Origin of the sequence: Acidovorax sp. GBBC 1281 (assembly GCF_028473645.1) — a bacterium.
Lineage (GTDB): Bacteria > Pseudomonadota > Gammaproteobacteria > Burkholderiales > Burkholderiaceae_C > Paracidovorax.
Map to the genome: position 1 here is coordinate 5497845 of NZ_CP097269.1, position 14167 is coordinate 5512011.

The window sequence follows — 14167 nt, forward strand, 5'->3', positions numbered from 1 at the left end:
CATGACCATCGCATTGCCCAAGGACGTCCACCAGCAGGCCGTGGCCTCGATCGAGCGGTATTTCCGCGACAACATGGAAGAGAAGATCGGCAACATCGCCGCCAGCGGCCTCCTGGGCTTCTTTCTGGAGGAGATCGGCCCCAGCGTCTACAACCAGGCCGTGGCCGACGTGCAGGAGCGCCTGCAGCAGCGCGTGGCCGAAGTCGATATCGAGGTGCACGAAGACGAATTCCGGTACTGGCAGAAGTTCGACCGCGCGGCAAAGAAAGGCCGGCCATGACCGCGCACCTGCGCCCCGCCCGACCCGCCGACGCCCCGGGCATCGCGGCCCTGCACACCGCCAGCTGGCGGTTCGCCTACCGGGGCGCCCTGTCCGAGCACTACCTCGCCACCGACGTGGAAGCCGACCGGCTGGCCCTCTGGACGCAGCGGCTTCAATCACCGCAGCCGCCCGCTGGGCAGCACGTGATCGTGGCCGCCGAAGGCGACCGCCTGCTCGGATTCGTCTGCGCCTACCCGGGAGAAGACCCGGTGTGGGGCAGCCTGCTGGACAACATTCACGTGAGTTCGCAGGCGCACGGGACGGGCATCGGCGCGCAGCTGCTCGCCGCCGTGGCGGACCACAGCGCCGCAGCCTGCGCCGATGCGGGGCTGTACCTCTGGGTGCTGCAGAGCAACCTGCAGGCGCAGCGCTTCTATGCCGCCCACGGGGCCGCGAACGTGCAGGCCGACCAGTGGGACGCGCCCGGCGGCACGCGGGTGCCCACGTTCCGCTTCGCCTGGCAGGCGGGCGCACTGCCCGTGTCCGGGCGGCCGAAGCCCCCACGCAGCGCGCCGGCCTGAGCCCGGCGGGATAATCGGCCCTCGCCCGCCTTCCGCCGCGCTTTGCTGCCCCCCGCCTTTTGCGCGGCCGCCCTGCCCCACACCCATGTCCGCCTCGACCCCCCGCGTGCTGGCCGTCATCCCGCCGATGACGCAGCTGAACACGCCCTACCCCTCCAGCGCCTACCTGACGGGCTTTCTGCGCTCGCGCGGCGTCACCGCGTTCCAGGAAGACCTGGCGCTGGCCCTGGTGCTGCGCCTGCTCTCGCCCGAGGGCCTGCAGGCCGTGGCCGCGCGGGTGCAGGCCCTGCCCGAGGCGCAGCGCAGCCCGGCGGTCCAGTCCTTCGCCGCACAGCAGGACCGCTACCTCGCCACGGTGGCGCCGGCCATCGCGTTCCTGCAGGGACGCGACTCGACGCTCGCGCACCGCATCGCCGGGCGCCACTACCTGCCCGAGGGCCCGCGCTTCGCCTCGCTCGACGTCTATGTGGACGACGAGGGCGGCGACCCGCTGGGCTGGGCCTTCGGCGCCCTGGGCCTGCACGACAAGGCCAAGCACATCGCCACGCTGTACCTGAACGACCTGGCCGACGTATTGCGCGATGCGGTGGACGAGCGCTTCGAGTTCGTGCGCTATGCCGAGTCGCTGGCCGGCAGCCAGCCCACCTTCGATCCGCTGGCCGACGCGCTGGCCGCGCCGCCCACGCTGGTGGACGAGATGCTCGAGGCGCTCACGCACGAGGCCATCGCGCGGCACACGCCCGACGTGGTGCTGCTGTCCGTGCCCTTCCCCGGCTCGGTGTACGCGGCCTTTCGCATCGCGCAGGCCATCAAGGCGCGCTACCCGCACATCGCCACGGTGCTGGGCGGCGGCTTCGTGAACACCGAGCTGCGCGAGCTGGCCGAGCCCCGCGTGTTCGACCATTTCGACTACGTCACGCTGGACGCGGGCGAGCGCCCGCTGCTCGCGCTGCTGGAGCACGTGCAGGGCCAGCGCGGCCGCCAGCGCCTGGTGCGCACCTTCGTGCGGGGCGACGACGGCGCCGTGCAGTACGTGAACATGATGGAGGCCGACATCGCCTTCGCCGAGGTGGGCACGCCCACCTGGGACGGCCTGCCGCTGGACCGCTACCTCTCGCTGCTGGACATGCTCAACCCCATGCACCGGCTGTGGAGCGACGGCCGCTGGAACAAGCTCACCGTGGCCCACGGCTGCTACTGGAAGAAGTGCAGCTTCTGCGACGTGAGCCTGGACTACATCAGCCGCTACGAGGGCGCGAGCGCCGCCGTGCTGGCCGACCGCATCGAGCAGATCGTGCGCGAGACCGGGCAGACCGGCTTTCACTTCGTGGACGAGGCCGCCCCGCCGAAGGCCCTCAAGGCGCTGGCCACCGAGCTGATCGAACGCAACGCCGGCATCTCCTGGTGGGGCAACGTGCGATTCGAGAAGACCTTCACGCCCGATCTGGCCGAGCTGATGGCCGACTCCGGCTGCATCGCGATCTCGGGCGGGCTGGAGGTGGCTTCGGACCGGCTGCTGCAGCTCATGAAGAAAGGCGTGTCGGTGGACCAGGTGGCGCGCGTGACGCGGGCCTTCACCGACGCCGGCATCCTCGTGCACGCGTACCTGATGTACGGCTTTCCGACCCAGACGGTGCAGGACACCGTGGATGCGCTCGAATACGTGCGCCAGCTGTTCGCCAACGGCTGCATCCAGAGCGGGTTCTTCCACCGCTTCGCCTGCACCGTGCACTCGCCCGTGGGCAAGAACCCCGGGGAGTACGGCGTCACGCTCGCGCCGCTGCCGCCGGGCGACTTCGCCAAGAACGACGTGGCCTTCATCGACCCCACGGGCGTGGACCACGATGCGCTGGGCGGCGCGCTGAAGAAGGCGATCTACAACTACATGCACGGCATCGGGCTGGACGAGGACGTGCGCGCCTGGTTCCCGTTCAAGGTGCCCAAGACCACCGTGGCGCGGCACCGCATCGAGCGGGCGCTCGCCAGCCGCGCGCACTGAGAAGTCAATCGCCCGAAGGGACCGGGGGAACTGGCGGATCGGCGGCCTGCCATGCCACGTCGACGGCCACCCGGCACCCCTGGCCCGGGGCGGTTTCGAGCTGCAGTACCGCCTCCAGGGCGATCGCGCGCTGCCGCATGTTCGCCAGTCCCATCCCCTGCGCGCCGGCCCGCGTGGCATCGAAACCCCGGCCGTCGTCCTGCACGCAGACCTGCAGGCACGGCCCCAGGCGCAGCACCGATATGCCGACGCGGCGCGCTCCGCTGTGCCGGATGGCATTGGTCACCGCCTCCTGCAGGAGCCGCAGCAGGTTCAGCGCACGCGCCCCCTCCAGCCGCACCCCGTCCAGGCCCTCGGCATGCCAGCGGGCATCGATGCCCGCGGCCTGCAGGCGCGACATCAGGCGGCGCCGGGGGGCGGCCAGCAGGGCCTGCAGATCCCCTTGCGGCACATGGGCCGTGGTGTCGATGATCAGCCGCAGGTCGTCGCTGATCTGGGCCAGCACCGCGAGCGCCTGCGGCGCGGGCACCGGCACCTGCGGCGCCTCGCCCCAGCAGGCCGCCGCATGGACCAGCGTGCCGCCCAGGCCGTCGTGCAGGTCGCGCACCATGCCGATGCGCTCGGCCTGGCGGGCGTTGGCCAGTTCCAGGGCGCGCTGCCGGGCCAGCGCCGCGGTCAGCTCGGCGCGCGCGCCCTCCACCTTCTCGCGCAGTTCCGCATTGAAGTAAGCCTCGCGCTCGAACGCGCTGCGCAGCCGCCACGCCAGCAGGAACGCCATGCTCACAAGCGAGAAGGTGGAACAGACCACCGCGTAATAGCGCGTGTCGTCGATCCACGCGAGAAGGGCCGCCATGTCGTGCAGCCCGCCGGCCAGCGCGATCACCACGGCCAGCGCCAGCGCGATGCTGGAGGGGCTGCGCGTGCGCAGGGCATGCTGCAGCACATAGGCCACCGCCAGCATGAACAGCAGCAGCCCGGCCAGCAACGTCGCCATCCGCACGGCCGGCAGCGCCTGCGGATACCGGCCCATGGCCAGGATGCCGGCGAGGACGGCCGCGCCCAGGGTGCAGGCCAGGGCGGCCTCGCAGCGGACATGGCGCCGACCGGCGAAGCGGAAGACGAAGACCAGGTAGCTGCCGGCGAACAGCAGCAGCAGCGCGGCCATCGCGAACTGCCATTGCGGCACGGTGCGCAGCGGCCACACGCCCGTGGCCACCTGGTTGTAGCAGCCCGCGGACCACGCCAGCGCCGTGAGCGCGAACCATCCGTACAGCCGTTCGCGCGGCCAGCAGATCCACAGCATGAGAAACAGCAGCGCCATGGCCACGTTGACCCCCAGGCTCACCTGCTGCAGGCCCACGCGCCACCATTGCGCCTGGGCATGCAGGCGCTGCACCGGGTCCGCGGCCCCCAGCCACACCTCGCTCAGACCGCCCACATAGGACGCATAGCCGGTAATTCGGACCAGCAGCGTGTGCTCGCCCCCGGCCTGCGCACGGCCCGGCCCCGGCGCCCGCAGCGCGCCCAGGCGCACGAAGCGCGGCTGGTTCCAGGCCCGGGTCAAGCCGGGTTCGGCCAGGCGCTCGTCGCGCCACAGCAGCTGGCCGTCGAGCCACACCGCGCCGGCCATGTTCATCGCGTCCAGGGCGAGGGCGAACTCCCGCTCCGCGGGGATGTCGGGCGGCAGCGTGAAGCGCAGGCGGTACCACACCACGCCGTCGTGCGCGGGCCAGCGGTCGCTCCAGGCATCGGGCAAGGTGACGGGCACCCAGCCGTGCGCGGGCAGCGCGGCCACGGCGGGCGCCTGGGGCGCCATGGCCTCCAGCGGCTCGGCGCGCACCGACTCCATGGCGGTGAAGGCCAGGAGATCGCCCGCCCCCCAGGCCCGCGGGGATGGCAGCAAGGCGCTCACCAGCAGGGCCACCGCGCCCAGGGCGAGCAGGGCAGCCAGCGCCAGCGAGGCACCACGCGACGCGCTGCGCTCCACTAGAGCCAGCCTTGCGCCTGTGCCAGGACCACGGCCTCCGTGCGGGTGCGCACCACCAGCTTGCGGTAGATGCTGCGCGTGTGGCATTCCACGGTGTGCACGGACAGGCCCAGGGTGTGCGCGATCTCGCGGTTGGTGTCGCCGAGCGCCACCTGGTGCAGCACCTGCAACTCGCGCGCCGACAGCGCCACGCGCAGCACCCCGTCGGCAGCGCCGCTGCCGGCGCCAGGGGCTGGCGGCGCGGTGCTGGCGCCTTGGCCGGGGGCCGAGGCCAGCAGGGCGAGGATGCGCGCGGCGACCAGCGGGTCGATGGGCGCCCCCCCGGCCCGCATGCAGGCCAGCGCGCGCACCAGTTCATCGTCTTCGGCACTCTTGAGCAGGTAGCCCCGCGCGCCGGCCTGGATGGCCGCGACGATGGTGTCGGTGTGCCCCCAGGCGGAGACCACCACGGCCTCCAGTGGCGGTCGGGCCCGCGAAAACGCCTCCAGCAGCGCCAGTCCCGAACCATCGGGCAGGTGCAGGTCCACCAGCGCCAGATCGAAGCCCCGCGCGGGCCACAACGCGCCGGCCTGGGTCAGGCTGCCGGCGTGCGCCACCGAGGCCCCGGGATGGACCTGCCCGAGCAGGCGGGCCAGGCGCCGCGCGCAGGCGGGGTCGTCCTCCACCAGCAGCACGGCGGCCACGGCCGGTGGTGCGGGCGCGCTCATCGGCAGGGGCGCTGCACGCAGGAAAAACGGCACGCATCCCCGATATCAGGGATGCGCGCGAGGCACTGCCTCTCTAGTCTTGCGGGTCGGGGGTGCCGGCTGCTACAGGTGGGCGGCACCACCCGCCCGGCAACCGATTTTTCACAAACATGCATTTTTAGGAGGTGAACGATGACTCAGGTGCTCATGCAATGCGCGGCGATCCACGTGCCCACGGGCGAGCTGGCGGCCAGCCGGCAGGGATATTCACATGATTCGGAAATAAAGACCAGCAACACCGACTGGATGGCGCACCTGCCGGACGGGCGCAGGCTCAGCGAGCTGTCCCTGCCCGGCACGCACGACACCATGTCGTTCTATGGCGGCGACATCACCCAGACGCAGTCGATGCCGCTGGCGAACCAACTCAAATCCGGCATCCGCGTGCTGGACATCCGGTGCAACCACACCAAGGACGAACTGCCGATCTACCACGGCATCCAGTTCCAGTACGCCTACTTCTCCGACGTGCTCGCCACCGTGATCGACTTCCTGAAGACCCACCCGTCGGAAACCGTGTTCATGCGGATCAAGCAGGAGGGCGACGGCGGCGGCAACACCGAGACCTTCGAGGACACGTTCAAGAACCGCTACTACCAGCCCAACCAGGCCGCCTTCTGGCAGCCGCCCGCGGACGGCACCGGCGGCAACCCCGTGCTCAAGGACCTGCGTGGCAAGATCGTGGTGCTGCAGAACTTCACCGCGACGCACCAGTACGGCATCGCGTACCCCGGCGCGTTCAGCATCCAGGACGAGTGGAAGCTGGGCACCAACTGGGACCTGTACGACAAGTGGGAAAAGGTCAAGGCACATGCCCGCGCGGCGATCGCCGGAAGCCGCGACCAGGCCTACATCAACTACCTGAGCGCCGCGTCCGGCTCGTTTCCCTATTTCGTCGCCAGCGGGGCGTCGAGCCCCCAGACCGACGCCCCCCTGCTCATGACGGGGCGGACCACCCCGGGCTGGAAGAACAGCTGGCCCGACTTTCCCCGCGTCAACTGCTTCATCGGCATCTGCTCGATCGCCTTCGACGGGACGAACCAGCTCCTGTACCCCCGCATGGGCCCGGGGGGGGAACTGCACGGGCGGGTGGGCATGGTCATGGCCGACTTCCCCGGCCCCGGCCTCATCAGCGCGGTGATCGCCACCAACGGCTGACGCCCCCGCCGCGGGGTCTGCAACAGGGCCCTCGCCTTGGCCACCGCGCCATGGCGGGGGGCAGGCGCCTGCGTACACTACGCCGGTCCCGGCTCCCCCTCCTGCCCATGCACGTATTCCGGCTGCGCCCCGTCTTGTCCCTGTTTCCTAAGGCGCGCCCGAGGCTGCACGCCTGGGGCCTGGCGGCCCTGCTGGCGACCCTGGCGTTCGGCGCCTGGGCCGACGCGGGCCGCCCGCAGCCCGTGGCGGCCGACCCGGCCTTCTCGACCCCGGCCCCGGAACACATCGCCAGCCCGGCCATGCTCCGCGCGTTCCTGACGGAACTGCGGCAGACGCGGCGGCCCCAGTCGTTTTGCTTCGTGCAGCAGGCGTTTCCGCCGTCCAAGGCCGACCCGGAAGGCTTTGACCTGGTGTGGATGGTCTGGTCCACTGGATCGCACATCTACCGGCTGCGGGTGCCACCAGGGGCCCCGAACCCCGCGCAGGACGACGACCCGGCCGAGCGCGGCGCGGCCCTGGCGAACGGCAAGTCGGTGAACCTGAAAACCGACGTGGTGGCCACCGACGAGGCCGTGGGGTCCAGCACCTTCCTCGTGAGCCGCCCCTGGGTGGAGCGCATCCAGGGCCAGTGCCGGCGCATCGGCACTGCGGTGCGCGTGCCGGCGTTCCGGCCGCCGCCGCCCTGACGCTGCACTGAGGCCGCCCTGGGCGCCGTCCAGGCGTCTCGGCCTTGTCCCTTTCCCCTCTTCTCTTCCCTCTTGCCACTTCGCGGCGCATTCCGTGGCTGCCCGAAGCACCTGCCTGCAGGTCTGCCGCAGCCCTCTTTTTTCCTTTATTTCTCTCTCTTCCGATCCGAGCCCTTTGCCATGCCCAATGCCCTCCTGAAGTTCGCCTACAACGACCCGGTGCCCAGCGTATTGACCCTGGTGGTGGGCAACAAGCTGCGCGTCAAGCTCGAGGCCATCGACAAGCGCCAGAAGCTCGTCGCCGTGAGCGACATCCCCAACCTGCTGGAGGTGAGCAGCACCCACAACAGCCGCGCCGACTCGTGGGCCTTCGTGGTCACCGCCCTGCGCGAAGGAATGCCAAGCTGGCCATCCAGGTCCAGCAGGGCGCGGGCGCCCCGCTGCTGACGATCACCCCGCCGCTGGTCAGCATCACGATCCGAAAGCCGGTGTCGCTGCCCGATGCGGCCTCCGAGGCCGGCATGCTGATGCGCCTGTTCCTGGCCGAGGCCCCGGCGCCGCAGACGTGGCGCGACACCGGCGTGAAGGACATCGAGGACGCCAAGCAGGGCATGCGCATGATGCGGCGCGTGCTCCACAACCGGCTCGCTTCGGGCAAGCCGCAGGACTTCGGCGCCCCCAATGCGCGCAGCCTGACGGACATCGTGCGGGCCAGCGCCCACGGCGTGCAGTTCAAGGGATTCGACCAGTATCCCCGGCTGGGCGGGGGCCAGGAAAAGGTGATCAACGGGGTGCTGGCACTCGTCAACGACGCCACCAACCTGCGCTGGAACGCCCAGTACACGGCCTTCTACAACGCGGCGCTCGAGGTGGCGACGGAGGGCCTTGCGCCCGACCCCAGCCCGACCGGGCTCTTCGGCTGGCGCACCGCCGGCTCGGGGGCGCCGTCGCGCGAGTTCAGCGAGTTCAAGACCTCGGGCGGCAACACGTTCTTCACGCACGCCACCCAGCGGGTCCGCCCCTGAACCAAAAGCGCACGGGGCCCGTGCCCCTCAGCGCTCAATCATCTCCCGCACCTTGGCGGCCAGCGCGCCCACGTCGAAGGGCTTGGTGATCACCTCCATGCCGTATTCCAGCAGGCCGTTGCCCACGACCGCATTCTCGGCATAGCCGGTGATGAACAGCACCTTGAGGCCGGGGCGCGTGACGCGGGCGGCGTCGGCCACCTGGCGGCCGTTCAGGCCGCCGGGCAGCCCCACGTCGGTGAGCAGCAGGTCCACGCGGCGCCCGGACTGCAGCACGTGCAGGCCCGCCGGCCCGTCGCCCACCGAGACGACCCGGTAGCCCAGGTTTTCCAGCTCTTCGGCGATGAGCCCCCGGATGATGGACTCGTCCTCGATGACCAGCACCACCTCGCCCTCGCCGCGGTGGCCGTCCATGGCCGGCAGCTCGGGCACCTCGGCATCGGCGTCGCCCAGGTAGCGCGGCAGGTACAGGCACATGGTGGTGCCTTCGCCGGGCACCGAGTAGATGCGCACCTGTCCGCCCGACTGGCGCACGAAGCCGTACACCATCGACAGACCCAGGCCCGTGCCCTGCCCCATGGGCTTGGTGGTGAAGAAGGGGTCGAACGCGCGGGCGGCCACGTCGGGCGCCATGCCCGCGCCGGTGTCGGTCACGCACACCGAGATGTACTGGCCCGGCGCCAGCTCGCGCTCGGTGGCGGCGCGGTCGTCCAGCCACTTGTTGGCGGTCTCGATGGTCAGCCGCCCGCCTTGGGGCGACATGGCGTCGCGCGCGTTGATGCACAGGTTGAGCACCGCGTTCTCCAACTGCGACGGATCGACCCGGGTGAGCCACAGCCCCCCCGCGCCGACGACCTCCACCTCCACGCCCGGGCCCACCGTGCGGCGCACCATCTCCTCGATGCTGCCGATGAGCCGGTTGACGTCCACCGGCTTGGGGTCCAGCGTCTGGCGGCGCGAGAAGGCCAGCAGGCGCTGGGTGAGGGACGCGGCGCGGCGCACCGAGCCCTGCGCCATGCCGATGTAGCGCTCGGCGTTGTCGAACTTGTGCAGCGCGATGCGCTTTTCCAGCACCTGCAGGCTGGCGCTCATGGCGCCCAGCAGGTTGTTGAAGTCGTGCGCGATGCCGCCGGTCAGCTGGCCGATGGCCTCCATCTTCTGCGCCTGGCGGTACTTGGCCTCTACCTCCATCAGCTCGTGGGTGCGCAGCGCCACCGCCTGCTCCAGCGACTCGTTGACCTCGCGCAGCTGGGCCTCGGTGCGCGCGCGCTCGGCGGCGGTGCGCGTGCGGGCGGCCACTTCGCGCATGAAGGCGATCTCCTCGCCCGTCCACTCGCGCACGTGCTCGTGGTGGGCGAACAGCATGGCCACCAGCTGGCCGTGTTCCACCACCGGCATGTTCATGAAGGAGCGGGCGCACAGCCCCTCCAGCGCCGGGGCCCGGTCGCGGGTGCGGGCGTCGCCGCGCACGTCGGCCACGCACACGGATTCATCGCGCGCCAGGTCGTCCAGGAAGCCGCCGAAATCGGGCAGGTGCAGCACCGGCGCGAGCGGATCGCAGCCGGGCGCCATCCAGTCGTGGTGCACGTGCACGGCCTGCGCGGCGGCATCCACCGCGCCATAGCCCGCGCGGCTGACCTTCAGGGTGCGGCCCAGGGTTTCGGCCGCGGCCAGGCAGACGGCGTCCACGCTATCCAGCGACCGCAGCTGGTCGGAAAACCGCGCCAGCGCCTCGCGCCGCGCCTCGGCCGCCATGCGCTCGGTGATGTCCACGCCCTCCACGAAGATGCCGGTCACCGCGCCCGCGGCATCGCGGATCGGCTGGAAGACGAAGTCCACGTACAGCTCGTGCTCCGGCCCGCCAGGCTCGGCCTGGCGGACGTAGCGGGCGGCATACGCCGTGAGGGCCTCTCCGCTGCCATAGACCCGGTCCAGCAGCTCGACATAGCCCTGCGTGGCCGCGTCCGGCAGCGCCTGCGCCACGGTCAGGCCCAGCAGCGGGCGGTTGCCCACCAGCCGCAGGTAGCCGGGGTTGGCCAGCACGATGCGGTGCTCAGGCCCTTCCAGCATGGCCATGAAGCTGGGCGACTGCTCGAACAGCTGGGCGAAGCGCTCCTGCTCGCCCTTGAGCTGTCGCTCGGTCTGGACCTTGGCGGTGGTGTCCACCACCAGTGCGAGCACGCCCGCAGGCTGCCCGGTCCCGTCGAGCAGCGGCGAGTAGTCGAGGTTGATCCACACCGGCTCGGCACGCCCGTTGAGGTTCAGCACGAAGGGCTGGTCGCGGTAGCTCAGGGTGCCACCGGCCAGGACGGTATTCACGACGTGGCGGTTGAACTGCGCCGCCTCGGGCCAGGCGTCGCCGATGTTGCAGCCCAGCAGCTGCGGATGGCGCTGGCCCGAGAAGGCCGCATAGGCGTCGTTGTAGATCAGCACGCCGGATTCGCCCCACAGCGTGGCCATGGGCATGGAGGCCCGCAGGACGGTGGAGATGGCCCACCGGATGTGGTCCGGCCAGGAAGCCAGGGGGCCGAGGGGCGTGGCGGCCCAGTCATGGCGGGCGATGCGCTGCGCCATCTCGCCGCCGGAACTCAGAAACGAAGGGGGTGGGTGGGGGTTGCCGCTGGACATTGGCACGGTTTCCTATCGATCGAAAGCGGTCTGCCGAACACCCGGCATGACCGTGTTGCGACCCATCATACGAACACTTTCCTGGCCTGGATTACTCCTGAATTCATAGCATTGTGCCCTAGTGTTTATTGCGGTAACGGGCATTTTCAATGGGATACATAAAGCACAAAGGAGAAACGATCATCCCGCTTTTTGCACGGTGTTCGGGGGCGTGAGACTCAGCGGCGCGGTGCCGGGCGCTTCGGTTTCGGGGGCGCCGCCGGCGGCTCGTCGTCGCCGAAGATGCGGCGCAGGGTTTCGCCGATGCGCGCGCCGATGGCGGTGCCCACGCCCGGCGCCACCGCCGTGCCCACGGCCGCCCCGGCCAGTGCCGCGGGCGGCAGGGTCAGGGTGGTGTCGTCCATGGTGCCGCCGAATTCCAGCGGAATGCCCACCACGCCATCCACCAGGTCCACGGCCACATGGCCGCTCACCCGGCGGTTCTGCAGCACCGCGTCACCCGTGGCGGTGAGCACGCCCGAGGTGGCCTTGAGGTCGCCGAAGCGCACGATGGTGCCGTCCTCGTCCGCCTCGGTGCGCACCACGCCCTGGAGGCTGTCGAGCTGCGTGGTGCCGCCGCGCTGCGTGCCCACGGTTTTCACGGCCCGCTCCAGGTCGAAGGTGAGCAGCCGGGCGCGCGCCACCGTGAAACGGGTGCGGGTGTGCAGGGCGCGCACCGCCTCGGCCGGGTCGGCCCCTTCGGCGATCAGGTCGGTGTGGCCGCTGACCTTGCCGGCCACCACGGCCCGGCGATCGAACGAGGCCATCAGGCCCTCGATGTCCACCCCCGTGAAGTCGATGGCACCCGTCACGCGGTAGCGGCCGCTGATTTCCTGCAGGCGCAGGGTGCCCTGCTCGGTGCGCCCGCCGGCCGACACCTCGGCGCGCCAGCGGTCCTCGGCGGCTTCGCGCGTGATGGCCATGCGCGTGGGCACCGGCGCACCGATGCGCTCCAGCCAGGCCTGGCGGGGGCGCCATTCGGGGTCGAACTCGGCACTGCCGGCATAGGCGAGCGTCCGGCCGTTGCGCCCGACCCAGCGCACGCCCTGCCAGTCGGCCCGCTCCAGCGGGACCGGGGCCAAGGTGAACGTGAACGGCAAGGCGGTCTCGCCGCCGCCCGCGCCACGCACCTGGAACTCCGACAGCGACGCCTGCGGCACGGTCGCGTTCTCCAACTGCAGATCGGTCACGGCCAGGCGCCGGCGCAGCAGGTCCCCCCAGCGCACCCCGGCCGAGACGCGCTCGGCAGTCAACGGGGCCTTTTGCTCGGTGCGCACGTCGCGCAATTCCACACGCGGCGAGGGAAACAGCGACCAGTGCAGCTGGCCGACCGTGACCGGCACCCCCAGCCGTTCGGTCGCGGCATCGCCCGCGCGGCGGGCCAGCTCGGCCTCGGACGGCCACCAGGCCGCCACGGCGACCGCGCACACGGCCACCACGGCAGTGGCGCCCAGGGCAATCCAGCGAAGGCGATGGCGCGGCATGTGCGTGAGGAGCGATTCGGAAGGTGAAAAAGCCCCGAAGAGGGGCGCGATGCGCTGCGGCGCTGATGGGCAACGTTATCGCAGGCCCCTGCCGCCGCAGGTCGGCTCTTTCCTACTCGGCTGTGGGCGCAGGGGCCGAACCCGGGGGCCCAACCCTCGGACGGATCACTCTGCAATGACCCTAAACTCACACCCGCCCACCGGGCTGTTCCCCCCAAAACAGCACCCGCCCGCCGAGGTGCCCATGAACTTTCAGGAGACCCTGCCGTGCCTTCCCCCTACTTTCCCCGCTGGCGGGTGACCACCGCCACCCAGGGTGCCGTCGTGGCCCCCGACGAACGCCTGCCCTGGGGCCAGACCGCCGTGATGGGCGTGCAACACGTGATCGCGATGTTCGGCGCCACGGTGCTCGCACCCATCCTGATGGGGTTTGACCCGAACGTGGCCATCCTGATGAGCGGGCTGGGCACGCTGATCTTCTTCGTGATCACCGGCGGGCGCGTGCCTAGCTACCTGGGCTCCAGCTTCGCCTTCATCGGCGTGGTGGTGGCCGCGTCGGGCTACGCGGGCCAGGGACCCAACGCCAACATGGCCGTTGCGCTGGGCGGCATCGTCGCGTGCGGCCTGGTCTACACCCTCATCGGCGCGCTGGTGCAGGCCATCGGCACCGGCTGGATCGAGCGCTTCATGCCGCCCGTGGTGACGGGCGCAGTGGTGGCGGTGATCGGGCTGAACCTGGCCGGCATTCCCATCAAGAACATGGCGGCCAACAATTTCGAGAGTTGGATGCAGGCCGTCACCTTCGTGTGCGTGGGCCTGGTGGCCGTGCTCACGCGGGGCATGGCGCAGCGCCTGCTGATCTTGCTGGGGCTCATCGCCGCCAGCGTGGTCTATGCGGTGTTCACCAACCTGCTGGGCTGGGGCAAGCCGATCGACCTGTCGGCCCTGGCCGCCGCGCCCTGGCTGGGCATGCCGCACTTCACGGCGCCGGTGTTCAGCGGCCCGGCCATGCTGCTGATCGCGCCCGTGGCCGTCATCCTGGTGGCCGAGAACCTGGGCCACATCAAGGCGGTGACGGCCATGACGGGCCAGAACCTGGACCGCTACATGGGTCGCGCGTTCATCGGCGACGGCATCGCCACCATGGTGAGCGGCAGCGCGGGGGGCACGGGCGTGACCACCTATGCCGAGAACATCGGCGTGATGGCGGCCACCAAGATCTATTCCACCGCCGTGTTCCTGGTGGCGGGGCTGATCGCGCTGCTGCTGGGCTTCAGCCCGAAGTTCGGCGCGCTGATCCAGGCCATTCCGCTGCCGGTGATGGGCGGCGTGTCCATCGTCGTCTTCGGCCTCATCGCGGTGGCCGGCGCCAAGATCTGGGTGGACAACCGGGTGGACTTTTCCGACAACAAGAACCTCATCGTGGCGGCCATCACGCTCATCATCGGCACGGGCGACTTCACGCTGAAATTCGGCGACTTCGCCCTGGGCGGCATCGGCACCGCCACCTTCGGCGCCATCGGGCTCTACGCCCTGCTGAACCGCCGACGCTGAGCGCAGCGCGGCGGCGGG

At 70.7% G+C, this 14167-nt stretch carries 12 protein-coding genes; 8 read left to right on the forward strand and 4 right to left on the reverse strand.

Annotation, left to right across the window (positions count from 1 at the left end; translation table 11 throughout):
* The first annotated feature begins 1 nt into the window (after position 1).
* From M5C96_RS25780 to M5C96_RS25790, 3 genes are all read left to right on the forward strand, one after another.
* Positions 2-280: a DUF2164 domain-containing protein gene (locus tag M5C96_RS25780; protein ID WP_272566177.1), complete on the forward strand. Its 279-nt coding sequence runs from the start codon at positions 2-4 to the stop codon at positions 278-280.
* Positions 277-843 (forward strand): GNAT family N-acetyltransferase, encoded by a 567-nt coding sequence (locus M5C96_RS25785; RefSeq protein WP_272566178.1) that lies wholly within the window; start codon positions 277-279, stop codon positions 841-843. The genes M5C96_RS25780 and M5C96_RS25785 overlap by 4 nt, the downstream gene beginning before the upstream one ends.
* Before the next feature lie 85 nt (positions 844-928).
* Positions 929-2842: a B12-binding domain-containing radical SAM protein gene (locus M5C96_RS25790; RefSeq protein ID WP_272566180.1), complete on the forward strand. Its 1914-nt coding sequence runs from the start codon at positions 929-931 to the stop codon at positions 2840-2842.
* A gap of 4 nt (positions 2843-2846) precedes the next feature.
* Here the strand turns inward: M5C96_RS25790 and M5C96_RS25795 are convergent, their stop codons facing one another.
* The gene (locus M5C96_RS25795) at positions 2847-4829 is read right to left on the reverse strand and encodes an ATP-binding protein (RefSeq protein WP_272566181.1); all 1983 of its coding nucleotides are present in this window, start codon (positions 4827-4829) and stop codon (positions 2847-2849) included.
* Positions 4829-5536 (reverse strand): response regulator transcription factor, encoded by a 708-nt coding sequence (locus M5C96_RS25800; RefSeq protein WP_272566183.1) that lies wholly within the window; start codon positions 5534-5536, stop codon positions 4829-4831. Before M5C96_RS25800 ends, M5C96_RS25795 begins: the two co-directional genes overlap by 1 nt.
* A gap of 171 nt (positions 5537-5707) precedes the next feature.
* Between M5C96_RS25800 and M5C96_RS25805 the strand changes: the two genes are divergently transcribed.
* From M5C96_RS25805 to M5C96_RS25820, 4 genes are all read left to right on the forward strand, one after another.
* Positions 5708-6733 (forward strand): phosphatidylinositol-specific phospholipase C, encoded by a 1026-nt coding sequence (locus tag M5C96_RS25805; RefSeq protein WP_272566184.1) that lies wholly within the window; start codon positions 5708-5710, stop codon positions 6731-6733.
* A gap of 134 nt (positions 6734-6867) precedes the next feature.
* Positions 6868-7419 (forward strand): hypothetical protein, encoded by a 552-nt coding sequence (locus M5C96_RS25810; protein WP_272566185.1) that lies wholly within the window; start codon positions 6868-6870, stop codon positions 7417-7419.
* A 180-nt stretch (positions 7420-7599) separates the two neighbouring features.
* Positions 7600-7866 (forward strand): hypothetical protein, encoded by a 267-nt coding sequence (locus M5C96_RS25815; protein ID WP_272566186.1) that lies wholly within the window; start codon positions 7600-7602, stop codon positions 7864-7866.
* Positions 7782-8444, forward strand: a complete 663-nt coding sequence (locus tag M5C96_RS25820; RefSeq protein WP_272566187.1) for a hypothetical protein — start codon at positions 7782-7784, stop codon at positions 8442-8444. The genes M5C96_RS25815 and M5C96_RS25820 overlap by 85 nt, the downstream gene beginning before the upstream one ends.
* A gap of 27 nt (positions 8445-8471) precedes the next feature.
* Here the strand turns inward: M5C96_RS25820 and M5C96_RS25825 are convergent, their stop codons facing one another.
* Both M5C96_RS25825 and M5C96_RS25830 read right to left on the reverse strand, forming a co-directional pair.
* On the reverse strand, positions 8472-11072 hold the full coding sequence (locus M5C96_RS25825) for an ATP-binding protein (RefSeq protein ID WP_272566189.1): 2601 nt from the start codon (positions 11070-11072) through the stop codon (positions 8472-8474).
* A gap of 218 nt (positions 11073-11290) precedes the next feature.
* Positions 11291-12595, reverse strand: coding sequence for a hypothetical protein (locus M5C96_RS25830; RefSeq protein WP_272566190.1), 1305 nt, complete (start codon positions 12593-12595; stop codon positions 11291-11293).
* A gap of 267 nt (positions 12596-12862) precedes the next feature.
* On the opposite strand from M5C96_RS25830, the gene M5C96_RS25835 reads away from it, so the two are divergent.
* Entirely contained in the window at positions 12863-14149 is a 1287-nt protein-coding gene (locus M5C96_RS25835; RefSeq protein WP_272566191.1) for a solute carrier family 23 protein, read from the forward strand.
* Positions 14150-14167: the final 18 nt, after the last annotated feature.